Origin of the sequence: Roseinatronobacter thiooxidans, from assembly GCF_001870675.1 — a bacterium.
GTDB classification, from domain to species: Bacteria; Pseudomonadota; Alphaproteobacteria; order Rhodobacterales; family Rhodobacteraceae; genus Roseinatronobacter; species Roseinatronobacter thiooxidans.
Window position 1 is genome coordinate 199,695 of sequence record NZ_MEHT01000045.1, and the last position, 24,514, is coordinate 224,208.

At 59.8% G+C, this 24,514-nt stretch carries 20 protein-coding genes; 8 read left to right on the top strand and 12 right to left on the bottom strand.

Translation table 11 applies throughout. From position 1 onward, the window contains the following. Window positions 1–69 precede the first annotated feature (69 nt). Genes BG455_RS15000 through BG455_RS15010 form a run of 3 tightly spaced genes read left to right on the top strand, consistent with a single transcriptional unit; the run spans window position 70 to window position 3,455 of the window. The gene (locus tag BG455_RS15000; RefSeq protein ID WP_071470808.1) at window positions 70–1,341 is read left to right on the top strand and encodes an amino acid ABC transporter permease; all 1,272 of its coding nucleotides are present in this window, start codon (window positions 70–72) and stop codon (window positions 1,339–1,341) included. A 1-nt stretch (window position 1,342) separates the two neighbouring features. Beyond that, complete coding sequence (locus BG455_RS15005; RefSeq protein ID WP_071470809.1) at window positions 1,343–2,641, top strand: amino acid ABC transporter permease; 1,299 nt, start codon at window positions 1,343–1,345, stop codon at window positions 2,639–2,641. Between the two features lie 10 nt (window positions 2,642–2,651). Further along, the gene (locus BG455_RS15010; protein ID WP_071470810.1) at window positions 2,652–3,455 is read left to right on the top strand and encodes an amino acid ABC transporter ATP-binding protein; all 804 of its coding nucleotides are present in this window, start codon (window positions 2,652–2,654) and stop codon (window positions 3,453–3,455) included. A 37-nt stretch (window positions 3,456–3,492) separates the two neighbouring features. Here BG455_RS15010 and BG455_RS15015 read toward each other — a convergent pair whose 3' ends face one another. After that, the gene (locus tag BG455_RS15015; RefSeq protein WP_071470811.1) at window positions 3,493–3,759 is read right to left on the bottom strand and encodes a succinate dehydrogenase assembly factor 2; all 267 of its coding nucleotides are present in this window, start codon (window positions 3,757–3,759) and stop codon (window positions 3,493–3,495) included. A 2-nt stretch (window positions 3,760–3,761) separates the two neighbouring features. Beyond that, window positions 3,762–4,181, bottom strand: coding sequence for a helix-turn-helix domain-containing protein (locus BG455_RS15020; protein WP_071470812.1), 420 nt, complete (start codon window positions 4,179–4,181; stop codon window positions 3,762–3,764). 90 nt (window positions 4,182–4,271) lie between these two features. Here BG455_RS15020 and BG455_RS15025 point away from each other — a divergent pair, with 90 nt between their 5' ends. Continuing rightward, window positions 4,272–5,474, top strand: coding sequence for a pyridoxal phosphate-dependent aminotransferase (locus BG455_RS15025; RefSeq protein ID WP_071470813.1), 1,203 nt, complete (start codon window positions 4,272–4,274; stop codon window positions 5,472–5,474). A 60-nt stretch (window positions 5,475–5,534) separates the two neighbouring features. On the opposite strand, the gene mraY is transcribed toward BG455_RS15025, so the two are convergent. The 8 genes from mraY to BG455_RS15065 all read right to left on the bottom strand — a co-directional run bounded on the left by mraY (window position 5,535) and on the right by BG455_RS15065 (window position 15,100). Beyond that, the gene (gene mraY, locus BG455_RS15030) at window positions 5,535–6,620 is read right to left on the bottom strand and encodes a phospho-N-acetylmuramoyl-pentapeptide-transferase (protein ID WP_071470814.1); all 1,086 of its coding nucleotides are present in this window, start codon (window positions 6,618–6,620) and stop codon (window positions 5,535–5,537) included. Window positions 6,621–6,623: 3 nt separating this feature from the next. Continuing rightward, window positions 6,624–8,054, bottom strand: coding sequence for a UDP-N-acetylmuramoyl-tripeptide--D-alanyl-D-alanine ligase (locus BG455_RS15035; RefSeq protein WP_071470815.1), 1,431 nt, complete (start codon window positions 8,052–8,054; stop codon window positions 6,624–6,626). Continuing rightward, entirely contained in the window at window positions 8,051–9,535 is a 1,485-nt protein-coding gene (locus BG455_RS15040) for a UDP-N-acetylmuramoyl-L-alanyl-D-glutamate--2,6-diaminopimelate ligase (RefSeq protein WP_071470816.1), read from the bottom strand. The genes BG455_RS15035 and BG455_RS15040 overlap by 4 nt, the downstream gene beginning before the upstream one ends. A gap of 78 nt (window positions 9,536–9,613) precedes the next feature. Then, window positions 9,614–11,395: a peptidoglycan D,D-transpeptidase FtsI family protein gene (locus tag BG455_RS15045; RefSeq protein ID WP_071470817.1), complete on the bottom strand. Its 1,782-nt coding sequence runs from the start codon at window positions 11,393–11,395 to the stop codon at window positions 9,614–9,616. After that, window positions 11,392–11,766: a cell division protein FtsL gene (gene ftsL, locus BG455_RS15050; protein ID WP_071470818.1), complete on the bottom strand. Its 375-nt coding sequence runs from the start codon at window positions 11,764–11,766 to the stop codon at window positions 11,392–11,394. The genes BG455_RS15045 and ftsL overlap by 4 nt, the downstream gene beginning before the upstream one ends. 7 nt (window positions 11,767–11,773) lie before the next feature. Further along, complete coding sequence (gene rsmH / locus BG455_RS15055; RefSeq protein WP_071470819.1) at window positions 11,774–12,766, bottom strand: 16S rRNA (cytosine(1402)-N(4))-methyltransferase RsmH; 993 nt, start codon at window positions 12,764–12,766, stop codon at window positions 11,774–11,776. Further along, entirely contained in the window at window positions 12,763–13,233 is a 471-nt protein-coding gene (locus tag BG455_RS15060) for a division/cell wall cluster transcriptional repressor MraZ (RefSeq protein WP_143079944.1), read from the bottom strand. The genes rsmH and BG455_RS15060 overlap by 4 nt, the downstream gene beginning before the upstream one ends. A gap of 796 nt (window positions 13,234–14,029) precedes the next feature. After that, on the bottom strand, window positions 14,030–15,100 hold the full coding sequence (locus BG455_RS15065) for an Mrp/NBP35 family ATP-binding protein (protein ID WP_071470820.1): 1,071 nt from the start codon (window positions 15,098–15,100) through the stop codon (window positions 14,030–14,032). 134 nt (window positions 15,101–15,234) lie between these two features. Here BG455_RS15065 and BG455_RS15070 point away from each other — a divergent pair, with 134 nt between their 5' ends. Together BG455_RS15070 and BG455_RS16990 are read left to right on the top strand one after the other, a co-directional pair. Continuing rightward, window positions 15,235–15,660 carry an HIT family protein gene (locus BG455_RS15070; RefSeq protein WP_071470941.1) on the top strand — a complete coding sequence of 142 codons (426 nt, stop codon included), beginning with the start codon at window positions 15,235–15,237 and terminating at the stop codon, window positions 15,658–15,660. A 219-nt stretch (window positions 15,661–15,879) separates the two neighbouring features. Next, on the top strand, window positions 15,880–16,092 hold the full coding sequence (locus BG455_RS16990) for a DUF1127 domain-containing protein (RefSeq protein ID WP_084386474.1): 213 nt from the start codon (window positions 15,880–15,882) through the stop codon (window positions 16,090–16,092). Between the two features lie 336 nt (window positions 16,093–16,428). Here BG455_RS16990 and BG455_RS15080 read toward each other — a convergent pair whose 3' ends face one another. Further along, the gene (locus BG455_RS15080) at window positions 16,429–18,810 is read right to left on the bottom strand and encodes an ATP-dependent helicase (protein WP_071470822.1); all 2,382 of its coding nucleotides are present in this window, start codon (window positions 18,808–18,810) and stop codon (window positions 16,429–16,431) included. Window positions 18,811–18,924: 114 nt separating this feature from the next. On the opposite strand from BG455_RS15080, the gene BG455_RS15085 reads away from it, so the two are divergent. Next, window positions 18,925–20,085 carry an alpha-hydroxy acid oxidase gene (locus BG455_RS15085; RefSeq protein ID WP_071470823.1) on the top strand — a complete coding sequence of 387 codons (1,161 nt, stop codon included), beginning with the start codon at window positions 18,925–18,927 and terminating at the stop codon, window positions 20,083–20,085. Window positions 20,086–20,172: 87 nt separating this feature from the next. Continuing rightward, window positions 20,173–23,616 (top strand): pyruvate carboxylase, encoded by a 3,444-nt coding sequence (locus BG455_RS15090; protein WP_071470824.1) that lies wholly within the window; start codon window positions 20,173–20,175, stop codon window positions 23,614–23,616. 171 nt (window positions 23,617–23,787) lie between these two features. On the opposite strand, the gene fliP is transcribed toward BG455_RS15090, so the two are convergent. After that, window positions 23,788–24,513, bottom strand: a complete 726-nt coding sequence (fliP, locus tag BG455_RS15095; RefSeq protein ID WP_071470942.1) for a flagellar type III secretion system pore protein FliP — start codon at window positions 24,511–24,513, stop codon at window positions 23,788–23,790. Between the last annotated feature and the right edge of the window lies 1 nt (window position 24,514).

Here is a 24,514-nt window from a genome sequence, read left to right on the forward strand (position 1 = left end):
CGCTTTTCCAACGTCAAGTTGAAGCAACTGCATCTGGCACGGCCCGCGTGCTGATGAGTGGGGTCTTTCATGTCAAGCACAACTGATCCGCGCATGGCGGAAACGGCGCCGAAAAAGCGTGCCTTTCACCCAAGCATGTTGCTGTATGACCAGCGCTATCGCTCGATCACGATCCAGATTTTCGCCCTGTTCCTGCTGATGCTGGGCGCGGCTTGGCTGATTGATAATGTCATCAACAATTTGCGCCTGTTGGGCCGAAGCTTCAGCTTCAACTTTCTATGGCAATCGGCGGGCTATGACATCAACCAGCGCCCGATTGAATATAACAGCCAGATGACGCATGGCCGCGCGGCGCTTGTGGGCTTTTTGAACACCATCATTCTGGCCATCATGGGCTGTGCGCTGGCGACTGTTCTGGGCGTGTTGGCGGGTGTGCTGCGCCTGTCGAAAAACTGGATCGTATCGCGCCTTGTCACGGTCTATGTCGAGATTTTTCGCAATATCCCCACGCTGATCTGGATTCTGATTTTTGGCGCGGTCATGGCTGAAAGCATGCCTGCCCCATCCGCCTTTCGCGGCGATGACCCGTCGGCAAGTATGATTTTTGACGCCATCGCCATTACCAATCGGGGCGTCTATGTCCCGGCCATCCTGTTCACCACGGAACTGGGCGTTTTGCCCCTTGGCCCGATTTCGCCCTCTCTGAACTGGGTGCTGATCCTTGCGGTTCTGGTGGCAGGTGTGTTTGCCAATAAATACATCATCGCCCATGCCACACGGGTGCAGAATGCAACTGGCCTGCGCCCCAAGACTTGGTGGAAATCGCTGCTGGTGCTGTTCGGGCCGGTGGTCGTGATCTTCCTCGCACTGGGTGCGCATCTGGAATACCCTGAATTGCGCGGCTTCAACTTTGCAGGTGGCACACATTTGCGCAATTCGCTGCTGGCAATGTGGCTGGGGCTTGGCATCTATACAGGGGCCTTCATCGCCGAGATCGTGCGCGGTGGCATTCTGGCGATTTCCAAAGGCCAGACCGAAGCTGCCTTTGCCCTTGGCCTGCAACCCGGCAAGACCATGCGTCTGGTCATTCTGCCGCAAGCGCTGCGGGTCATCATTCCGCCGCTGATCTCGCAATATCTGAACCTGACCAAGAATACGTCACTGGGGCTGGCTGTGGGCTATATGGACCTGCGCTCGACCCTTGGGGGCATCACCATCAACCAGACGGGCCGAGAGTTGGAGGGGATGTTGTTGCTGATGGCGGTCTATCTGGCCATCAGCCTAACCATCTCGGGGCTGATGAATGTCTATAACGCCCGCGTCAAGCTGAAGGAGCGATAAGATGAGCGACACCCACGCCCAGACTGTCGCCTATGTGCGCAATGAAATGCTGGCCCCGTCCGACCCGCCTTTGCGCGAAGCGGGGGCCGTGAAATGGCTGCGCGAGAACCTGTTTTCAGGCGCGCTGAACACCATCCTGACGCTCGCCTCTTTGCTGGTGATCTGGTATGCGCTGGCTGCAATCGGGCCATGGCTGCTGAACTCGGTCTGGAGCGCAGGTTCACTGGCTGAATGCCGCGCGATACTGGATGGCACCAGCGGGGCCTGCTTCTCGGTGATCACGGATCGTTGGCACCAGTTGCTGTTCGGCTTCTACCCGCCACAGCATTACTGGCGGCCGGTTCTGGCACTGGCGCTGCTATTTGCGGCGCTTGCCCCTGTGCTGTTCCCCGCCCTGCCCCGCAAGCTGATGATCTTCACCGCAGTTTACCCCTTTATCGGCTATCATCTGCTTTGGGGCGGTTCGGTCTGGTTTCCTGTCTCGGTGGCTTTGGGCTTTGTGGCGGGGTATCTGGCCTATGTTCTTCTTGCCCGTGTCAGCACACTGATTGCGGTTTTCGGGGCCATCCTTGCGCCAGTGTTCTGGTGGGCCTTCGCCGCAGGGGCCTTTGACCAGACGATGAGTTCCATTTTACCGCTGGGGCTGGAATTTGTCCGGTCTGACAGGTTCGGGGGGTTCCTGATCTCGCTGATCATCGGCATCTCGGGCATCTCGTTGTCGCTGCCCATTGGCATTTTGCTGGCGCTGGGGCGGCAGTCGGATATGGTGTTCCTGAAATCGGTCTGTGTTGTGGTGATCGAGTTTATTCGCGGCGTGCCGCTGATCACCCTGTTGTTCACTGCGTCGCTGTTGCTGAACTACTTTCTGCCGCCCGGCACCACGTTCGACCTGATCTTGCGCGTGATCATCATGGTGACGCTATTTGCCTCGGCCTATATGGCCGAAGTTATCCGGGGCGGGTTGGCAGCCCTGCCCAAGGGCCAGTATGAAGCCGCAGATGCGCTGGGGCTGAACTACTGGAAGGCACAACGCCTGATCATCATGCCGCAGGCGTTGAAAATCTCGATCCCCGGTATTGTGAACACCTTTATCGGGCTGTTCAAGGACACCACGCTGGTGGTCTTTATCGGCCTGCTGGACCCGATCGGCCTGTCCAACGCCATCCGCGCCGATACCAACTGGAATGGCATCTATTGGGAGCTGTTCATCTTCATCGCCGCGCTGTTTTTCATCTTCTGTTTCGGCATGTCGCGCTACTCCATGTATCTGGAGCGCAGGCTGAAAACCGACCATAAGTAAGGATAATGTCATGACCGAAATACAGCTTGATCCCGGCATCGACCGCAAGATTGACACCAGCGCCATGAAAGTGACGGACGAGGTCGCCATTCAGATCACCGGCATGAATAAATGGTACGGCTCTTTCCATGTGCTGCGCGACATCAACATGACCGTCAATCGCGGCGAACGGATCGTTATCTGTGGCCCATCCGGTTCGGGAAAATCCACGCTGATCCGCTGCATCAACCGGCTGGAAGAACATCAGGCGGGGCAGATCATCGTCGATGGCACCGAATTGTCGGGCGATCTGAAGAATATCGACAAGGTGCGCTCGGAAGTGGGAATGGTGTTTCAGCATTTCAACCTGTTCCCGCATCTGACCATTCTGGAAAACTGCACCCTTGCGCCGATCTGGGTGCGCAAAGTGCCCAAGCGCGAAGCCGAAGAAACGGCGATGCATTTTCTGGAAAAGGTCAAAATCCCCGAGCAGGCCAATAAATTCCCCGGCCAACTTTCTGGCGGGCAACAGCAGCGCGTGGCCATCGCGCGCTCGCTGTGCATGAAGCCGCGCATCATGCTGTTTGACGAGCCGACCTCGGCGCTTGACCCAGAGATGATCAAGGAGGTGCTGGACACCATGATCGCGCTGGCCGAAGAAGGCATGACCATGCTGTGCGTGACCCATGAGATGGGCTTTGCGCAGGCGGTGGCGAACCGCGTGATCTTTATGGATCAGGGCCAGATCGTTGAACAGAACGAGCCGCGCGAATTCTTCAACAACCCGCAATCGGACCGCACCAAACTGTTCCTAAGCCAGATTCTGGGGCATTGATTGCGGGCTGTTAGTCCGCAGCATCCAACAGGGTGGGCTATGCGCCCACCCCGCTTGCGCGGGCAATCTGGCCAATCAGCGGCATAAGACGGGCTGGCCTGTCCTGCGCGCCGGTCACCCAGAGATATAAATCCTGATCATTCTCATCCAGCAGCCGCTCATACGCGTCCAGCTCATCAGCGCTAAGCTGGGACAGCTGCGTATCGGAATAGGGGCCAAGGATAAGGTCCATTTCCTTCATGCCGCGCCGCCAAGACCGCATGCGCAGCTTTTTCAGACGCGCCTCTGCCGGGGTGATGTCCATGTTCAGAATGCCTCTTTCAGGATCAGTCGAAGTTGCTTTTCAGCCTTGCCCATACGGGTTGCAAGCTGGGTCATCTGTGCGCGCATCTGCTGCACATCGTTAAGTAGCGCTTGCGCCCCTTCCGCCAACTCCTCGCTGGAGGCAGGTTCGGGCACGCCATCCCCCTCGCCTGTCAGCAGCCAGCGGATCGAGACATTCAGCAACCCCGCCACCATCTGCAACTTGTTCGCGCGCGGCTCGGACGAATCGTTCTCCCAGCCCTGGACGGTTTTCAGCTTCACCCCAAGGCGGCGGGCCAGTTGTGCCTGACTAAGCCCCTGCGCATCGCGCGCAGCCGTCAGACGGTCGCCGAAAGTCGCATGATCCCCCGAAAACCAATCTGCCGTCTCGGCGCTTTCCGGTGGTTGGGGTGTATCTGTCATATCGCATCCTTCCCGATTTTATTATGCTTGAATGGGTGCATAAGCCACCATATGAAATGCACGCCCGAGTTACAAACTGGAGTTTCCCTCATGGCCTTTCTGTCTGACACGCTGTCCCGCGTAAAGCCTTCGCCCACCATCGCTGTCACAACCAAGGCGGCTGAACTGAAAGCCGAAGGCCGCGACGTGATCGGACTTGGCGCTGGTGAGCCTGACTTTGACACACCCCAAAACATCAAGGACGCTGCAAAAGCGGCTATTGATGCAGGGAAAACGAAATATACCGCAGTCGATGGCATTCCAGAACTGAAAAAAGCGATCTGCGCGAAGTTCAAGCGCGACAACGCGCTGGACTATACACCTGCGCAAGTGACCATCGGCACAGGCGGCAAGCAGGTGCTGTATAACGCGCTGGTTGCCACGCTGAATGCGGGCGACGAGGTGGTGATCCCTGCCCCCTATTGGGTCAGCTACCCCGATATGGTGCTGCTGGCAGGCGGCGAGCCCGTGATTGCCGAAGCCACCGCCGAGACGGCCTATAAACTGACACCAGAGGCGCTGGAGGCCGCGATCACGCCCAAAACCAAATGGCTGATCTTCAATTCACCGTCAAACCCCACCGGCGCGGGCTATACATGGGACGAGTTGAAAGCCCTGACCGATGTGCTGCTGCGCCACCCCCATGTCTGGGTCATGTCGGATGATATGTATGAGCATCTGGTCTATGATGATTTCAAATTCTGCACCCCCGCAGAAGTCGAGCCTGCCCTATATGAGCGCACATTGACCGTGAATGGCGTGTCCAAAGCCTATGCGATGACAGGCTGGCGCATCGGCTACGCGGCAGGACCCGTCGAGATTATCAAGGCTATGGGCAAGATCCAGTCCCAATCCACTTCGAACCCCTGCTCGGTCAGCCAATGGGCCGCGGTCGAGGCGCTGAACGGCCCGCAAGACTATATTGCCGAAAACAACAAGACCTTCCAGCGCCGCCGTGATCTGGTGGTTGAAATGCTGAATGCCGCCACAGGCATTGAATGCCCCGTGCCAGAGGGGGCGTTCTACGTCTACCCTTCCATCGCGGGCTGCATTGGCAAGACCTCGGCTGGGGGCGCGAAGATTGTGGATGATGAAGCTTTCGCAACCGCCCTGCTGGAAGAAACCGGCGTGGCAGTGGTGTTCGGCGCGGCCTTTGGCACATCGCCGTGTTTCCGCGTCAGCTATGCGACTTCGGATGAGGCCTTGCGCGAGGCCTGCACACGCATCCAGAAATTCTGCGCGGGTTTGAGCTGAAAAGGGCGGGGGGCGCTGCCCCCCGCACCCCCCGGAGTATTTAGAGCAAGAAAATGAAGATCAGCGGATTTTCAGGGTCGCCAGACCAATAAGCGCCAGAACGAGTGCGATGATCCAGAAGCGGATCACGATCTGAGGTTCTGCCCAGCCCTTTTTCTCGAAATGATGGTGAATGGGCGCCATCAGGAAGACGCGCTTGCCCGTGCGTTTGAAATACAGCACCTGAATGATGACCGAGAGCGTCTCGACCACGAAGATGCCGCCGACAATGCCCAAAACGATTTCGTGTTTGATGACAACGGCCATAGCCCCGAGTGCGCCCCCCAGCGCCAACGAGCCTGTATCGCCCATGAACACAGCCGCAGGCGGCGCGTTATACCACAAAAAGCCCAAGCCCCCGCCGCAGAGTGCTGCCACGAAAATCAGCAATTCGCCTGCGCCGGGCACATAATGCACATCCAGATATGAGGTGAAATCGACCCGCCCGACAGCATAGGCGATGATCCCCAGCGTGCTGGCCGCGATCATCACCGGCATGATGGCAAGCCCGTCCAGACCATCGGTCAGGTTCACAGCATTGGCCGCGCCCAGAATGACGAAAGCGGCAAGAGGGACAAAGAACCAGCCCAGATTGAACAACACTTCCTTGAAAACCGGAACCGCAAGCTGGCCTTTCAGATCTGTCGGGTGCAGATACATGGCCGCAACCGCGGCTGCAATGCCGATGATCGCCCCCATCAGCAGTCTGACCCTTGCGGGCACCCCTTTGACATTGCCTTTCGAGACTTTGGCCAGATCATCGGCAAAGCCGATCAGGCCAAACCCCACTGTGACCAGAAGCACGATCCAGACATAGCCATTGTCCAGCCGTGCCCAAAGCAATGTTGACAAGGTCAGCGCCGAGAGGATCAACAAGCCCCCCATGGTGGGCGTGCCTGTCTTGGTCAGAAGATGGCTTTCAGGGCCATCCTCGCGGATCGGTTGCCCGTTGCTTTGACGGCGGCGGAGCATGTTGATCAGGGGCTTGCCGAAGATGAAACCGAACACCAAAGCCGTCAGAAAGGCCGCACCTGCCCGAAAGGTGATATAGCGAAACAGGTTGAAGCCAGAGACAGTATCGGTGAACTCGGTTAACCAGAAAAACATACGTTAAATTCCTTTTGCATTACGCATCGTCACGTCAAGATTGCGCAGACTGTCCACAACCCGCGACACGAAGCTGGATTTGGACCCTTTGACCAGAACAATATCTCCGGGCGCGACCAGCAGATGCGCAACGCGCGCCAGCTCATCCGCCTTGGCGACAAGACGGCCCTGTTTGTGCGGTGGCAGACAGGCATGCAGGGCCGCCATGCGCGGCCCCACGCAATGGACCAGATCGACTTGCGCCATGGCAGGCAGGCTGGCGATGGCTTCGTGCAGCGCGGTTTCCTGCGGCCCCAGTTCCAGCATATCGCCCAGAATCGCAACCCTGCGGCCCGCGCGGCCCGATTGCGCCGCCGCCGGCGTCAGGGCTGCCAGCATATCCAGTGCTGCCGCGACCGAGGCAGGATTGGCGTTGAACGCGTCATCGATCAGGGTGAACTGCATCTCTTCGACAGCATCGAGCATGACCGTTTCGCGCAGCCCGCGCCCCGCAGGCGGCTGCCAGCGCCCCAGCGCCAGTGCCGCGCGCGCCAGATCCAACCCCAGCGCCTGCGCCACGGCCAGACAGCCCAGCGCGTTCATGCCAAAATGTGCGCCTGCATTGCTCAGCCGCACGGCCAGACGCTCTCGCCCGATTTGCGCGCGCAGCACAAGCGCGGTTTCGGTCTGGGTCATATCGTGCAACCGCACCAGTTCTGCCCCCGCCCCGAACGCCAGTTGATGCGCGCCTGCCCTTTCGGCTGCAGCGGCAAGGATGGGGCTAGTTGGCAGATCACAGGGATAGATGGCATAACCCTCGGGCAGCAGCCCGTCGAATATGCTGGCCTTCTCTTGGGCGATCCCGTCTATCCCGTCAAAGGCTTCCAGATGGGCGGCAGCGATGGTGGTGATCATGGCGATATGCGGGCGCGCCAGACGGGCCAGCGGTTCAATCTCTCCGGGGTGGTTCATGCCAATCTCGATGACGGCGAAATCGGCATCAGGGTCCAGCCGCGCAAGCGTGATCGGCACGCCCCAATGGTTGTTGAAACTCGCCTCGGCGGCATGGGTCTGGCCGATATCCGACAGCATGTCGCGCAGCATTTCCTTGGTCGAGGTCTTGCCCGCAGAGCCAGTGACCGCAATGACGCGCGCTTTCGCCCGCGCGCGCCCCGCCGCGCCCAAGGCTGTCAGCGCGGCCATCACATCGGGCACGATCAACAGCGGGGCATCGGCGCGGACATCTGCAGGCCGATGGGTGACCAAAGCCGCCGCCGCCCCTTTTTCAAAGGCCTGTGCAACAAAGTCATGGCCATCGCGCGCCGCACTAAGCGCGATGAACAGATCGCCCGGTTGCAGGCTGCGGGTGTCGATGGAAATACCACTGGCCTGCCAGTCGCCTGTGGTCTGGCCGCCGGTTGCGGCGGCGGCGTCTTGCGCGCTCCATAAACTCATGCGCGGGCCTCCAATGCAGCGATTGCGACCGAGGCCTGTTCAACATCATCGAACGGATAGACCGTGTTGCCGACAATCTGGCCGGTTTCATGGCCCTTGCCTGCGATCAGCAGCGCATCGCCCGGTCCCAGCGCATCGACCGCGCGCAAGATCGCCTCGGCCCTGTCGCCCACCTCATTGGCCTCGGGGCAGGCCAGCAGGATTTCATTGCGGATAACGGCCGCATCTTCCGAGCGGGGGTTGTCATCGGTCACATAGACCACATCCGCATTGTCGGCAGCCGCCTTGCCCATCAGCGGGCGCTTGGTGCGGTCGCGGTCGCCGCCCGCACCAAACACCACCACAAGCCGCCCCATCACATGCGGGCGCAAGGCTTGCAGCGCCACCTGCAATGCGGCGGGGGTATGGGCGTAATCGACAAAAACCGGCGCGCCATTGGTGCGGGTGCCCGCAAGCTGCATGCGCCCGCGCACGCCTTCAAGCCGCGACAGACGCATGGCGACCTCGCGCATCTCGGCCCCGCAGGCCAGCGCCAAACCAACTGCGGCCAGCACATTTTCGGCCTGAAACCCGCCGATCAGCGGCAAATGTTCCTGATACACGCGCCCGTCATAGGAAAAGCGCAAGATCTGGCCCGCCACATCGAAGCGTTGGCCCAGAATGCGGATATCGGCGTCTTCATGGTGGCCGATGGTCAAGGTGCCCTGCCCGCGCGCCTCGGCGATGGACAGAAATTCCGCCCCGTGCGGCCCATCCATATTGATCACCGCGACCCCGTCATCGGGCAGCACGCGGTCGAATAACTGGGCTTTCGCCGCCAGATAGGCTGCCATGCTGGCGTGGTAATCCAGATGATCCTGCGTCAGGTTGGTGAAAGCGGCGGCACGCAGGCGCACGCCATCCAGCCGGCGCTGGTCCAACCCGTGCGAGGATGCTTCCATCGCGGCATGGGTCACGCCCGCCCGCGCCATTTCGGCCAACAGGCGGTGCAGGGTGATCGGGTCTGGGGTGGTATGGGCCAAGGGCGCGGAAAACGCCCCCTCGATGCCGGTTGTGCCGATATTCGCCGCCTCATGGCCCAGATGCGCCCAAATCTGTCGGGTAAAGCTGGCAACGGATGTTTTTCCGTTGGTGCCGGTCACTGCGACCATTGTTTCAGGCTGCGCGCCAAACCAAAGCGCGGCGGCAGCGGCAAGGGCGGCGCGGGGGTCTTCGGTCAGCACCAGCGCGACATTTGAACCTGCCAGCACGTCGCTTGCGATCTCTGCCCCCTCGCGGTCGGTCAGAATGGCAGCCGCCCCCATGCGCAAGGCATAGGTGATAAATTCGGCCCCATGCACGCGGCTGCCGGGAAGCGCTGCGAATAGCGCGCCCTCGCGGATCTGGCGGCTGTCGATGGCCAGACCTGTGACAATGGCATTGCCGCCACGGCTGGGGCTAAGGCCCAGTGCGGAGAGCGGACGGGGGGGAAGATCAGTCACGCGCTGGCTCTCCTTGCCAATGACACCGGAATGGCGCCTGTTACCCCAGTTTGGACACCGTGTTCAATGGCCCTGTGGTCACTGACCCATCGCAAAGGTGGCATTGGCGGCATCCAGCGATACAGGGCGCAGACCCAGCAGCGGGGCCACACGGCGCGTAATCTCTGCCGAGACGGGCACTGCCGTCCACCCCGCTGTGCGGCGCGGCTCTGGCCCTGTGGTGTCGACAGGTTCATCCAGCGTCACAACCAGCACATAGCGCGGCTCATGCGCGGGGAAGACACTGGCAAAGGTCGCCAACACCGCATCCTTTTTATATCCGCCCCCACGCGGGTTGGGTTTGTCGGCAGAGCCGGTCTTGCCGCCCACCGGATAGCCCGCGATGCGCGCGAAAGATGCGGTGCCTTCCTGCACAACCTGATGCAACATCAGCTTTTTTTGCTGCGAGGTACGTTCCGAGATGATCTGTGGCCCTGCCTGCACGCGGTCTTGCCGCACCAATGTTGGCGTGACCTTGCGCCCGCCATTGACAAGCGCCGCATAGCCCGCAGCCAGTGCCAGCGGGCTGGTGGACATGCCATGCCCGTAAGAAATTGTCATCACCGACAGGTCCGACCAGCGGTCGGGCAAAAGCGGGCGGGCGCGGGCGGCTTCGGCCAGTTCCAGCGGCATTGTGTCCAGAAACCCGAATTTGCGCAAAAACTCCTGCTGCCGTTCGGCCCCGATGGGCTGCATGATCCGCGCGGTCCCGATATTGGAGGATTTGACCATCACATCCTTGACCGACATCTCTGGCCCGTAATTACGGAAATCGCGGATGCGAAAGCGCCCCCATGTCAGCGGCCCGCGCGTGTCAATGATCGAGTCGGGCGTGACGGTCCCCTCGTCCAGCCCCTGCGCAACGGCGAAGGCTTTCATGACCGAGCCAAGCTCGTAATAGCCCTGCACCGCGCGGTTGAACAGCGGGCTGTCCGCCGGTTCCCCTTCAGTCGGGGGGGCGGGGCGGTTATTGGGGTCGAAATCGGGCAGAGAGACGAGGCTGATCACCTCGCCGGTATACACATCCATCAGCACTGCCGTGGCACCAAGTGCATTCAGCATCTGCTTGCCGCCTTCCAGCACTTCGGTGACGGTCGCCTGCACTGTCAGGTCAAGCGACAAGTGCAAGGGCTTGTGCACCTGGTCAGGGTCGCGCAGGCGCGCATCAAAAAACAATTCCGTGCCGGCCACGCCAATCACTTCGGCGGCACGCACCCCTTGTTGCCCAAAGCTTGCCCCCCCCAGAACATGCGCCGCCATGCGCCCGTTGGGGTAAAGCCGCATCTCGCGCGGGGCGAATAACAGGCCCGGCTCGCCGATATCATGCACCGCCTGCATCTGTTCGGGCGACAATTGGGTTCTGATCCAAGTAAACCGCCGGTTCGGGTCGGTGAAACGGGCAGCCATGCGCTGCGCATCCATTTCGGGGAAAATACGCGCCAATTCGCGCGCGGCACCTTCGGGGTCTACCATGCGGTGGGTTTCAGCATATAGCGCATGCGTGCTGAGATTGGTCGCCAGCACGCGGCCTTCGCGGTCCAGAATATCGGCGCGCGCGCTGGAAATATCTTCAGGCAGGCCGCGCGCCAGTTCCAGTGGCTCTGTCGCGGCCAGCAGGCCCATGCGCGCACCCAGCACGACAAAAGCACAGATGAACAGCAACGCCACCGCAAGAAGGCGCGTCTCGGCGCGGCTTCGCGCCTGATCGCGCGCAGCTTCCTGCCGCAGCCTGCGGTTCTCGCGCTCTATCAGGTCCGGGTTTTCGCCGGTTTCGCGGGCACGCAGAACACGGGCAAGCGGGCGCAAAGGGGTGCGGATCATGGCAGCGACTCTTCGAGGGTGGCGGAAAGCTGTTCGATCTCGCCAGACAGCTCGATCGTGTCAAAAACTTCGGAACGGGCTTCGGGCATCGGATAGGCAACCTGACCGATTTCGCCGAAATGGGCCGCGGTGATGGGCACCAGTTTCAGCCGCTCGAAATTCAGATCGACCAGTTCGCGCAGGCGGTCGGGGCGGTTCAGATAGGCCCATTCGGCGCGCTGGATGCTGAACGCCTCGCTTAATGCCGCAATCTCGCGTTCCAAAGCGCGCTGCTGGTTCATGGCTTGCTGGGTCAGGTGGTTTTCACGATACGCCCATGCCGCCAGAGCAATCACACCCAGCGCTGTGCACAGATACAGCAGACTTCGCATCCTCACCTCACCTTGGTTTATTCAGTATCAATCGGGGCAGCCCCAAGATCTGGTGATCCACGGGTTCCGCCGGCCCATCCAGCCGTTCCGCCATGCGCAGGCGCGCCGAACGCGCGCGCGGGTTCTGCGCCAGTTCTTCGTCATCGGCACTGACGCCGCGCTTCTCGATCAGGCGAAAGCGCGGCACTTCGGCGGGTGCTTCGGGCGCATAGCGGTTGGCACGCCCGCCCTGCCCTGCGCGCGCGGTCAAAAACCGTTTCACAACCCGGTCTTCCATTGAATGAAAACTGACCACAGCCAGCTTGCCGCCCGGCTTCAAGGCACGCTCGGCCGCTTCCAGCCCTGCCACCAGCGCATCGAATTCGGCATTTACCGCAATGCGCAACGCCTGAAAACTGCGCGTGGCAGGATGGCTCTGGCCCGGTTTGGGGCGGGGCAGGCACCCGCTGACGATCGAGGACAACCGCAGCGTTGTTTCAATCGGCGCATCTTGGCGTTCGCGCACAATCGCGCGTGCAATCCGGCGCGAGGCGCGTTCTTCGCCAAAATGATACAGAATATCGGCCAGCGTTTCTTCTTCCGCATCATTGACCAGATCGCGTGCGGACAGGCCGCTTTGCGACATGCGCATGTCCAGCGGGCCATCCTTGGCAAAGGAAAAGCCGCGTTCCGCCTGATCCAGCTGCATAGAGGAGACGCCCAGATCCAGCACAACCCCATCGACCAGACCACCTGCATGCGCGTCCAGCTGCGCAAAATTGCCTGCAACCAGCCGCAGCCTGTCGCCATAAGGCGCGGCCCAGCTTTCGGCCATTTGCAGCGCCAGCGGGTCACGGTCCAGCCCGATCACCTGATCCGCGCCTGCATCAAGCAGGGCGCGCGCATAGCCGCCAGCGCCCAGCGTGCCATCCAGCCAGACGCCTGTTATGGGGGCCAGATGCGCAAGAATGGGGCGCAACAAAACGGGAATATGCGGGCTGTCAGACGTGGTGTTTGTCATGGATCAAGACGCGCCGCGCGCGACGGGTTGGGCAGCAGGATGCGCGGGTCGTAATCCGGCCCCTTACCCATCATGAGAGAGTCGGTCTGGCTGCTATAGGTCGCTTCAAATGTCGCTTCCTTCCAGATCTGGAAATGGTCGTTGCGCCCCATGAAACGGGCCTTCTCATCTGCATCCAGTTCCAGCTTTTCGCGCAGGTAGTTGGGCAGGATGATACGGCCATCCTCATCGATCTGCGCCTCGATGGAATTGGCATGATAGGTCAGTTCCATCAAGCTGCGCTCGGACGAGCCGGGCTGCATCATGTCGATGCGGTCCTCGATCTCTTCCATGGCGGTGATGGTAAAGCAATCCAGACGCTTTTGGTAATCCAGCCCCGCCACGATAATGAAATTCGGGCGCAGACCTTCTTTCCAATCGGGGTCGCCCTGTTCAATCACACGCCTGAAAGAGGCTGGAACGGACACGCGGCCCTTTCCATCCACCTTCTGGTGAAACGTGCTTCTGAACCTGCGTGCCACTGCCCGGCGGTCCTTTTTTGTCAATGCCAGCCCGGAATTGGGCCTGCGCAAATGAAAACGGCGGATCGAGCTGCTGCCACTGCTCGATCCGCCGACTGTCCCATCTCTGGGTGCCCGGTTGGCGCTCGCTCCTTGGGGGGAAGGAGGGGGATGCTGCTCGCGAGCGCGCCGGATCTGTTTTCTTCCTTGATAAAGCGGGTGCCTGTATGAATTGTCTGCCTCGGTGGGGTCTTGGTGCCCCGTGCTGCCCGTTTATCTTGCTAACTGGAATGCCATGGAACTTCATGGTCATCAAGGAAAAAGATGTGTGGGATTCTTTGGAACAAACCGGAGTTTTTGCAAACCAACGGGCATATCCAGCATGAAACGGGGAAATTCCCCTAAATCTGGTAAGAACAATTTCAGAACGCAACCAGATAGGCACAAAGCAATTCCCATGCGCAATCTTGCTATTTTGGACCATAAAATTCCAGACCACCCCCAATCGCCCACATGCTGTTGCCGAAAAGCAACGATTTCGCAGTGGGATTGGGTGGCAAATCTCTGAAAAAGGGCTGTTGCGCGCGGAATCACGACGAATCACAGCGCAGTGATTCGCCTGCGACTGCGCTGTGATCGTCAATTCAACCGGAAACCCGCCAGTTTCGGCACTGCTTGATGTCCAGTGCCATAAGATTCCATGCCCTCAAGCGCACCCTGCCCCATAAAGTTCCATGGCGCAGGATGGGTCCATCGCCGGTTGTTACAAAACCTCGATCAACCGCGCCGCCATGCGCTCATAGGCTTTGGCAACGGGGCTGTCTGTGGCGGCGACAGGGACACCGCCATCTCCGGCCAGTCGCACCTCAACGCTCAATGGCAATTCGCCCAAAAACGGCAGTCCCTGCTTTGCGGCTTCGGTGCGCACCCCGCCTTCGCCGAAGATATGTTCTTCATGGCCGCATTTCGGGCAGATGAAAGTCGACATATTCTCGATCAGCCCCAAAACCGGGGTCTTGAGCGTCTGGAACGCCCGCAACGCCTTGCGCGCATCCAGCAAGGCCACATCCTGCGGCGTGGATACGATGATCGCGCCGCGCACATCGAACTTTGAACACAGTGTTAACTGTATGTCCCCTGTACCGGGCGGCATATCGACAATCAGAATATCCAGCGCGCCCCATTCGACCTGTGTCAAAAGCTGCTGCAACGCCCCCATCAGCATGGGCCCACGCCAGATGACCGCGTCATCTTCCTTCAACATAAGCCCGATCGAGATCATGGTGACACCATGCGCTTTTAGCGGGATGATGGTTTTGCCATCTGGCGATGCGGGCCTGCGGTCTACCCCCATCATACGCGGCTGGCTGGGGCCATAGATATCGGCATCCAGCAGCCCGACGCGCTGCCCGTGCCGCGCCAAGGCAACCGCAAGATTGGACGCCACAGTGGATTTGCCCACCCCCCCCTTGCCAGAGCCGACGGCGATAATGTGTTTCACCCCCGGCACAGCCTGCTTGCCCGGCTGGTCTGTCGGGTGGCGGCCCAGCTTCAACGACGGCGCATCGCCCTTGGGTTTGGCCGCAGGGCCATGTGCTGTCAGCGCCACAGATACCCGCGTCACCCCCTCCAGCGCGGTGATCGCGGCTTCGGCGGCTTGGCGCACAGGCGCAAGCGTCTTGGCAGCCTCGGGGCTGTCGGCCTCGATCACAAAGCGCACGGCTCCATCCTCGATCACCAGCGCGCGCACCAGATCCCGAGAGGCCAATGTCCCGCCATCTGGCAAACCGACTGCCGCCAAGGCCGCCATAACCCGCTCGCGCGTGAGTGTCATCTTATGCTCCCTTTTCTGCTTTCGGGGGGAACATGGCTATTTTTACCGCTACGGCAAGGCCATAAGACCATGTGCCGCGCGATTGCGCAGACCCGCAGCCTGTGCAAATCTGGCCCAAAGTTTCGGAGGGTGCCTTGGAAGATTGTCTTTTCTGCAAGATCGCCTCAGGCGACATACCAGCCCACAAGATATACGAAAATGCGCAGATTCTGGCCTTTCTGGACCTGCACCCGATTCGCGAAGGCCACGCCTTGGTGATTCCGAAAGACCATCATATCTGGTTCGAAGACCTGCCGCAGGACCTTGCCACGCAAATTACCACCTGCGCCCAGCATATCGCCCGCGCAATGAAGCAGATTTACCGCGTAGAGCGCGTGGCCCTGTTCTACACCGGCATTCATGTCCCCCATGCGCATGCCCATGTGGTGCCGATGCACCATGTGCATGATGTCACCTCGGCCGCATATTTGCGCGACGGGGCAGACAGTTTCAGCGCACCCCCCCAAATGCCCCCTGAAAAAATGGCCGAAGTCGCAGCGACATTGCGCAAAAGCCTTTGAGAACGCGCTGGCACAGCAAAACAGTTCACGTTCCGCAACCGCTTTGAGCGGCGACCCGACAGTTTGACCATTTGGTAAGCAATTTACAAATTACCTAGGGTAAACATGCGGTCAGCGCATAGCTGCATTGCAGCAATTTGCATTGTGCAGATGCAGCGAAGTGTTATCTTCATCTCAGAAGCGGAAACATGACCGCGAAAGTGTAAAGGTAGCGTAACGATGGCGCATATTGCTGAAAATCTAAGCGGTTCTATCGGAAATAACACGATCGGAACTCTTTTGGCGCGCTTGTCAAAGCGCTTTGGGCAACGCCGTGTGTATAATAAAACTCACGCAGAGCTAAGCCAGCTCAGCACGCGGGAACTGGATGATCTGGGTATCTCGCGGTCAATGATTTCGCGCCTCGCTTATGAGGCAGCATACGGGAAATAAAGAGTTTCAGGCCCTTCCTCCTCCTCCCTGAAGGGTTTGATTATGACAGCGGCCCCTCCTCCTCCCTTGAGGTCGCTGTCACTAATTCCGGCAAGGGCTGCATAGCCCGGCACCGGAGACGACACGTCGCCCCTCTCCTCCTCCCTAGGGGTGCACGTTGGAACGATCTGGCCCTCCTCCTCCCTGGCCATATCGTTCCGAGAATACCCGGTCTTCGGACCGATCAAATTGCTTTGGCCCTCTCCTCCTCCCTAGGGCCTTGCAAAATTGGCGGCAGTCCCCTCCTCCTCCCTGGGACTGCCGCCTTTTTCATTTTTACATGCAGATTTTAGAGTGTCAGAACGGCACGTCATCGGCCTGTTCTGCGGGCACGATGAATTTCGCCACAATATGGCGCGGGCCTGATTTCTCGAAATCGATGAACAGCTTGTCACCTTCTACCAAAGTGACGCGGCCATAGCCGAATTTCTGGTGAAAAACCCGTGCGCCCACCTCGAACGCTGGGGCAGATGTGCCGTCAATTACCATATTGCGCGCCTCGCGCGGCTGGCTAACGGGCCGCTCTGTCGCGGTTTGCAGCCGCCGCCAGCCGGGCGAATTATAGACATCAGCCCGCTGGGCGCGGTCTTCGATCGTGCTGGCGACATTTGGCATGCCGCCGCCATACAGGCCCGGTGGGGTCAGAATCTCGACATGCTCGCCCGGCAATTCATCGACAAAGCGCGAAGGCATTTGCGACTGCCACTGCCCGTAAACCCGCCTGTTGGCAGCGAAACTTATGGTGCACAGCTGCTCGGCGCGGGTGATGCCCACATAGGCCAGTCGCCGCTCTTCCTCCAAGCCCTTAAGGCCCGATTCGTCCATTGACCGCTGCGAAGGGAACAGCCCGTCTTCCCAGCCCGGCAAAAACACCACCGGAAATTCCAGCCCTTTGGCCCCGTGCAAGGTCATGATGCTGACCTTGGCTTCACTATCATCGCTGTCATTTTCCATAATCAACGAGATATGTTCCAAGAACCCTTGCAGGTTCTCAAAGGATTCCAGCGCCTTGATCAGTTCTTTCAGGTTCTCCAACCGCCCCGGTGCCTCTGGGGTTTTGTCGTTCAACCACATCTCGGTATAGCCCGAGTCTTCCAAAATCTGCTCGGCCAGTTCGATATGGTTTTGTGCACCCCCTTCGGGGCGGACAATCTCGATCAGGTCATCTTCCGCCTCGGCAAAGCCGGTTGTGCCAACGGCCCTGTGCCAGCGCGCGATATTCTCGACCAGTGCGCGCAATTGCGCCCCGCCCCTGCCCTTGATCTCGCCTGCTTCAACGGCCAGCGCGGCACCTTGAACCAGCGACACACCATTGGCGCGCGCAATGCGCTGGATGGTCTGTTGCGCCTTGTCGCCAAGCCCGCGTTTGGGGGTGTTGACGATGCGTTCAAAAGCCAGATCGTCGCCGGGGCTGACAGCCAAACGGAAATAGGCCATCGCATCGCGTATTTCCATGCGTTCATAGAAACGCGGCCCACCGATAACGCGGTAGGGCATGCCGATGGTCAGAAAGCGATCCTCGAACGCGCGCATCTGGTGGCTTGCGCGCACCAGAATTGCCATCTGGTTCAGGCTGAACGGGTTTAACCCCCGCGTGCCCCTGTTCAGGTCTTCAATCTGCTCGCCAATCCAGCGCGCTTCCTCCTCGCCATCCCAATGGCCGATCAGGCGCACCTTCTCGCCCGCGCGCGCCTCGGTCCAGAGTGTTTTGCCAAGGCGGTCTTCATTGCCTGCAATCACCTGCGACGCCGCCGCCAGAATATGCGGGGTAGAGCGGTAATTCTGTTCCAGCCGCACCACCACGGCACCCGGAAAATCGCGTTCAAACCGCAGGATATTGCCCACTTCGGCCCCGCGCCAGCCATAGATCGACTGGTCATCATCCCCTACACAACAGACATTCTTATGCCCTTCGGCCAGCAGGCGCAGCCACAGATATTGCGCCACATTGGTGTCCTGATACTCGTCCACCAGAATATAGCGAAAGCGGTTCTGATAGCTTTGCAGCACATCGGGATGCGCCTGAAAGATGGTGACGCAATGCAGCAGCAAATCGCCAAAATCGCAGGCATTCAGGGTTTTCAGCCGCTCTTGATAGGCGGCATAAAACTCTGTCCCGCGGTTGTTAAAGGCGCTGGCCTCGGCGCTTGGCACCTGATCGGGCCGCCATGCGCGGTTCTTCCATTGGTCGATGATGCTTGCCAGCAGCCGCGCGGGCCAGCGCTTGTCGTCAATATTGGCGGCAACCAGCAATTGTTTAAGCAGGCGAAGCTGATCATCTGTATCCAGAATGGTGAAATTCGACTTCAGGCCCACCAGTTCTGCATGGCGGCGCAAAAGTTTTGCGCTGATCGAATGGAAGGTGCCCAGCCAGCCCATCCCCTCAACCGCGTCGCCAAGATAGCCGCCCACGCGCAGTTTCATCTCGCGCGCGGCCTTGTTGGTGAAAGTCACCGCCAATATGCCCGAGGGGTGCGCCCGCCCGCTGTTCAGCAAATGCGCAATACGTGCTGTCAGCGCCTTGGTTTTGCCGGTGCCTGCGCCTGCAAGCATCAGTACCGGGCCATCCAGCGTTTCGACAGCTTGGTGCTGCGCAGGGTTCAGCCCGTCCAGATAGGGCGCGGGCCGCGCGGCCATCGCGCGGGCAGAGAGGGGAAGATCGGAATTGAAATCTGACATGCGCTCGACTCTAGCGCGGGCAGCGGCGCAGGGGAAGCGGTGTTCTGCAAGTGTTCCACAAGAATTTGCGTGCAGCCATTGGCAAGCGCGCCGCGCCCGATATAGTCGCCCCTTATGACACCTGACCTGCGCTACCCCGCCCTGTCTGACCTGAAAGCCGCCTGCAAAGGGCGGGTGCCGTGGTTTGTCTGGGAATATCTGGACAGCGCCACCGGCACGGAATCGGTGAAGCCGCGCAACCGTGCTGCGCTGGAACAGGTGCTGTTTCGCCCAGCCGTCTTGCGTGGCCCCATTGTGCCGCAGTTGGGCACGCGGTTTCTGGGGCAGGATTACGCCATGCCGGTTGGGGTTGCCCCTGTTGGCATGTCCGGCCTGATCTGGCCAGGGGCCGAAGCGGCACTGGCCCGAATGGCGCAAACCACCCGCCTGCCCTATTGCCTAAGCACAGTGGCCACCCGCCTGCCCGAAGAGATTGGGCCGATTGCAGGCGATATGGGCTGGTTCCAACTTTACCCGCCCAAAGACCCCTCGATTCGCGCCGATATTCTGGCCCGCGCACGCAAGGCGGGGTTTCGGGTGCTGGTGCTGACAGTCGATCTGCCTGGCCCCTCGCGGCGCGAACGGCAGTTGCGCGCGCAGCTTGCCATTCCGCCAAAGCTGACGCCATCAATGTTGTGGCAAATCGCGCAGCGCCCTGCATGGGCGTTAGGTACATTGCGCCACGGCCAGCCGCGCTTGCGCCTGATGGAAGATTACCTGAAGCTTGACGGCAACGCCCCTTCAACTGCGCATCCCGGTTATCTGCTGCGCGCCGCCCCTGACTGGGACTATCTGCATGCTGTGCGCAAACTCTGGGATGGGCCGCTGGTGATAAAGGGCGTGATGGACGCGCAAGATGCCCCCCGCCTGCGCGATGCGGGGGCAGATGCGATCTGGGTGTCCAACCATGGCGGGCGGCAATTCGATGGCGCGCCCGCCGCGCTGCATGCCCTGCGCGAGATGCGCGCGATTCTGGGCGCGGATATGCCGCTGATCTATGATGGCGGCATTGAATCGGGGCTGGATGTGCTGCGCGCGCTTGCCTTTGGGGCGGATTTCACCATGCTGGGCCGTGGCTGGCATTACGCGCTTGGGGCTTTGGGGGCGCAAGGGGCAGACCATCTGGCACAAATTTTGCGCGACGACCTTGCCAGCAACATGATGCAGATGGGCCTCACACACGCGAAAGACGCATATTCGCAGCTTTGGACACACGGCCCCGCACCTGAATCCTAACGAATTCTTGCAAATGCTTTACGATTGCACAGAAATCGGTCTAAAAACCTTACCAATACCAGCGCTTTTTTTGTCAAAGGGACACATATGGCCGCGTTCAAGAAAATTCTCATCGCAAACCGGGGTGAAATCGCCATCCGCATCATGCGGGCCGCCAATGAATTGGGCAAGCGCACTGTCGCTGTCTATGCCGAAGAGGATAAACTTGGACTGCATCGTTTCAAAGCAGACGAAGCCTACCGCATTGGCGAGGGGCTGGGGCCTGTTGCCGCCTATCTGTCGATTGACGAAATCATCCGTGTGGCCAAAAGTTCGGGCGCAGATGCAATCCATCCGGGTTATGGCCTGCTGTCGGAAAACCCCGATCTGGTTGAAGCCTGTGTCGCCAATGGCATCACCTTTATCGGGCCAAAGGCTGAAACGATGCGCGCGCTTGGCGACAAGGCCAGCGCGCGGCGCGTTGCGATCGAAGCGGGTGTGCCGGTTATTCCCGCAACCGATTTGCTGGGCGAGGATATGGATGAAGTCCGCGCGATGGCCGAAAAGGTCGGCTATCCGCTGATGCTGAAAGCCAGCCATGGCGGTGGCGGGCGCGGGATGCGCGCAATCCTCAACCCAGAGGAACTGGAAGCCAAAGTCCGCGAAGGCCGGCGCGAGGCCGAGGCCGCCTTTGGCAATGGCGAAGGATATCTGGAAAAGATGATCCAGCGCGCGCGCCATGTCGAGGTGCAGTTGCTGGGCGATGCGCATGGCAACCTGTACCACCTGTATGAACGCGATTGCACTGTGCAGCGCCGCAACCAGAAAGTGGTTGAACGCGCGCCAGCGCCATACCTGAGCGACGACCAGCGCGCCGAAATCTGCGAATTGGGCCTGAAGATTGGCCGCGCGGTGGGCTATCAGAACGCAGGCACAGTCGAATTTCTGATGGATATGGACGAGCAGAAATTCTACTTCATCGAAGTGAACCCGCGTGTGCAGGTTGAACATACCGTGACTGAAGAAGTCACCGGCATTGACATCGTCAAGGCACAGATCCGCATTGCCGAAGGGGCCACCCTGTCCGAGGCGACAGGCACGCCAAGTCAGGGCGATGTGACCCTTTCAGGCCATGCGCTGCAATGCCGTGTGACGACCGAAGACCCGCTGAACAATTTTATTCCAGATTATGGCCGCCTGACCGCCTATCGCAGCGCAACCGGCATGGGCATTCGTCTGGATGGCGGCACTGCCTATGCGGGTGGCGTGATCACGCGCTATTACGATTCGCTTCTGGTCAAGGTCACGGCATGGGCCCCCACCCCGACCGAAGCGATTGCCCGCATGGACCGCGCCTTGCGCGAATTCCGTATTCGCGGCGTCAGTACCAATATCGCCTTTGTCGAGAACCTGCTCAAGCATCCGACATTCGTGGATATGAGCTATACAACCAAATTCATCGATACGACCGAGGATTTGTTCCATTTCCGCAAACGCCGCGACAGGGCGACGAAAATCCTCAATTATATCGCCGATATAACAGTGAACGGCCACCCCGAGACTGCGGGCCGCGCCCTTCCCCCTGCTGGCATCAAGACACCCGTGGCACCTGTTGTCACCGGCACCCCCCCGCGCGGGGCCAAGCAGATTCTGGACGAACAAGGCCCCCAGGCCGTGGCCGACTGGATGGCGGCGCAAAAACAGCTTTTGCTGACCGACACCACCATGCGCGATGCGCACCAGTCACTGCTGGCCACGCGCATGCGCTCGATCGATATGATCCGCGTGGCGCCCGCCTATGCGCATATGCTGCCGCAACTGTTCTCGGTAGAATGCTGGGGTGGGGCCACCTTTGATGTGGCCTATCGCTTCTTGCAGGAATGCCCGTGGCAACGCCTGCGCGATCTGCGCGAACGCATGCCCAACCTGATGACGCAAATGCTGCTGCGCGCCTCGAACGGGGTGGGCTATACCAATTACCCCGACAATGTGGTGCAGTTTTTCGTGAAACAGGCCGCCGAAACCGGCGTCGATGTGTTTCGCGTCTTCGACAGCCTGAACTGGGTTGAAAACATGCGCGTCGCCATGGATGCGGTGCTTGACGCGAACAAGGTCTGCGAAGGCACAATCTGCTACACCGGCGATATTCTGAACCCCGACCGCGCGAAATATGACCTGAAATATTATGTCGCCATGGGCAAGGATTTGCGCGATGCGGGTGCGCATGTGCTGGGGCTGAAAGATATGGCAGGCCTGTTGAAGCCTGCCTCTGCCAGCATTCTGGTCAGGGCACTGAAAGAAGAAGTGGGCCTGCCCATCCATTTCCACACCCATGACACAGGCGGCATTGCAGGGGCCACCATTCTGGCCGCAGCCGAGGCCGGCGTGGACGCCGCCGATGCCGCGATGGATGCGCTATCCGGCAACACTTCGCAGCCCACATTGGGCTCTATCGTCGAGGCGCTGCGCTATACGGAACGCGACACTGGCCTGGATATGGCCGCGATCCGCAAGATTTCGGACTATTGGGAAGATGTGCGCACGCATTACGCGGCTTTTGAATCCGCGCAACAGGCCCCCTCATCCGAAGTGTATCTGCATGAAATGCCGGGCGGGCAGTTTACCAACCTCAAGGCGCAGGCCCGCTCGATGGGGTTGGAAGACCGCTGGCCCGAGATTGCACGCACCTATGCCGATGTGAACATGATGTTTGGCGATATCGTCAAGGTCACGCCCTCCTCCAAAGTGGTGGGCGACATGGCGCTGATGATGGTCAGCCAAGGGCTGACGCGCGCAGATGTTGAAAACCCCGACAAAGATGTCAGCTTCCCCGATTCCGTGATCGACATGCTGCGCGGCAATCTGGGCCAACCCCCGGGCGGATGGCCCGCAGCGATCCAGCACAAGGTGTTGAAGGATGAACACCCCCAGACCGACCGGCCGGGCAAACACCTGCCCCCTGTCGATCTGGAAGCCGTGCGCGCCAAGCTGATCGAGGAATTGGAAGGGCTGAAAATTGATGACGAGGATCTGAACGGATATCTGATGTATCCCAAAGTGTTCCTCGATTATATGGGGCGGCACCGCGTCTATGGGCCAGTGCGCACGCTGCCCACGCGCACATTCTTCTACGGGATGGAACCGGGGGAAGAGATTTCAGCCGAGATTGACCCCGGCAAGACGCTTGAAATCCGCCTGATCACTTTGGGCGAGACAACAGATGATGGCGACGCCAAGGTGTTTTTTGAACTGAACGGCCAGCCGCGCACCATTCGCGTGCCCAACCGCGAGGTTAAGGCAAAGACCGCCCAGCGCATGAAGGCCGACGCGGCCAATGCCAACCATATCGGCGCGCCCATGCCGGGGTCTGTGGCCTCGGTTGCGGTCAGTGTTGGCACCAAAGTAAAGCCGGGCGATCTGTTGCTGACGATCGAGGCCATGAAAATGGAAACCGGCCTGCATGCCGACCGCGATGCAACGGTCAAAGCCGTGCATGTGCAGCCCGGCGCGCAGATCGAAGCGAAGGATCTGCTGATCGAGCTGGAGGAGTGACCCAGATGCGTGCGCAGGGGGAATCTACAGCGCTTTGGGTTTTTCCTTGAAACGCCGAAGCGCTTTAGATCCTTGTTTTGGCGCAATTTCGAACCGAAAAAGTCTATCAACTTTTTCTGAAATTGCTTTGGCCCCCTGCACCCGCGCTGCCGCCAGATATCTGACAAAGGGTCAAAAATAGCTGCGCACCAGCGCTTCGGATACCAGCCGCCAGCCATCGGCGATGACAAAAAACGACAGTTTGAACGGCAAGGATACGATGGCGGGCGGCACCATCATCATACCCATGGACATCAGCACTGCCGCCACCACCAGATCGATAATCAGAAACGGCAGGAATATCAGAAACCCGATCTGAAATGCCCGCGCCACCTCGCTGAGCATGAAGGACGGAACCAGCACCGACAACGGCGCATCGGGTGAAAGTGCAGGGTCAACACCGGGGCGCAAACTAGCAAGGCTTTCGAACGTGGCCGCATCGGCGCGCGCCAGCATGAACAGGCGAAACGGCTCCATCACCTGAACAAATGCGTCTTCCGGTCCGATCACCCCCTCATTCAGCGGGATAATCCCGCCCTGCCATGCCGCGATAAACACTGGCTCCATCACAAAATAGGTCAGGAACAGCGCCAGCGAGACAATCAGCATATTGGGCGGCGATTGCATCAGCCCCAAAGCCTGACGCAGAATAGCCAGCACTGTGACAATGAACGGAAAACATGTCACCATCACCAGAATTCCCGGCGCAAGGCTCAGAAGTGTCAGCACAACAAGCAGTTGCACCGCACGCACGCTCAGCGCGCCCTCATCGCCGAAATTCACGCTGATATCTTGTGCATGCGCCGCAGCACTGCCAATCAGCAGCGCCAAAACCGCAAAGACAAGCGCGCGCGGCATC

Bases quoted from the DNA above. Each gene is read 5' to 3' on its own strand.
- BG455_RS15085 (WP_071470823.1), top strand. From the start codon at position 18,925: ATGACACCTGACCTGCGCTACCCCGCCCTGTCTGACCTGAAAGCCGCC.
- rsmH (WP_071470819.1), bottom strand. From the start codon at position 12,766: ATGACAAACACCACGTCTGACAGCCCGCATATTCCCGTTTTGTTGCGC.
- BG455_RS15080 (WP_071470822.1), bottom strand. From the start codon at position 18,810: ATGTCAGATTTCAATTCCGATCTTCCCCTCTCTGCCCGCGCGATGGCC.
- fliP (WP_071470942.1), bottom strand. From the start codon at position 24,513: ATGCCGCGCGCGCTTGTCTTTGCGGTTTTGGCGCTGCTGATTGGCAGT.
- BG455_RS15065 (WP_071470820.1), bottom strand. From the start codon at position 15,100: ATGACACTCACGCGCGAGCGGGTTATGGCGGCCTTGGCGGCAGTCGGT.
- BG455_RS15010 (WP_071470810.1), top strand. From the start codon at position 2,652: ATGACCGAAATACAGCTTGATCCCGGCATCGACCGCAAGATTGACACC.
- ftsL (WP_071470818.1), bottom strand. From the start codon at position 11,766: ATGCGAAGTCTGCTGTATCTGTGCACAGCGCTGGGTGTGATTGCTCTG.
- BG455_RS15090 (WP_071470824.1), top strand. From the start codon at position 20,173: ATGGCCGCGTTCAAGAAAATTCTCATCGCAAACCGGGGTGAAATCGCC.
- BG455_RS15015 (WP_071470811.1), bottom strand. From the start codon at position 3,759: ATGGACATCACCCCGGCAGAGGCGCGTCTGAAAAAGCTGCGCATGCGG.
- mraY (WP_071470814.1), bottom strand. From the start codon at position 6,620: ATGTTTTTCTGGTTAACCGAGTTCACCGATACTGTCTCTGGCTTCAAC.
- BG455_RS15005 (WP_071470809.1), top strand. From the start codon at position 1,343: ATGAGCGACACCCACGCCCAGACTGTCGCCTATGTGCGCAATGAAATG.
- BG455_RS16990 (WP_084386474.1), top strand. From the start codon at position 15,880: ATGGCGCATATTGCTGAAAATCTAAGCGGTTCTATCGGAAATAACACG.
- BG455_RS15000 (WP_071470808.1), top strand. From the start codon at position 70: ATGTCAAGCACAACTGATCCGCGCATGGCGGAAACGGCGCCGAAAAAG.
- BG455_RS15045 (WP_071470817.1), bottom strand. From the start codon at position 11,395: ATGATCCGCACCCCTTTGCGCCCGCTTGCCCGTGTTCTGCGTGCCCGC.
- BG455_RS15020 (WP_071470812.1), bottom strand. From the start codon at position 4,181: ATGACAGATACACCCCAACCACCGGAAAGCGCCGAGACGGCAGATTGG.
- BG455_RS15035 (WP_071470815.1), bottom strand. From the start codon at position 8,054: ATGAGTTTATGGAGCGCGCAAGACGCCGCCGCCGCAACCGGCGGCCAG.
- BG455_RS15025 (WP_071470813.1), top strand. From the start codon at position 4,272: ATGGCCTTTCTGTCTGACACGCTGTCCCGCGTAAAGCCTTCGCCCACC.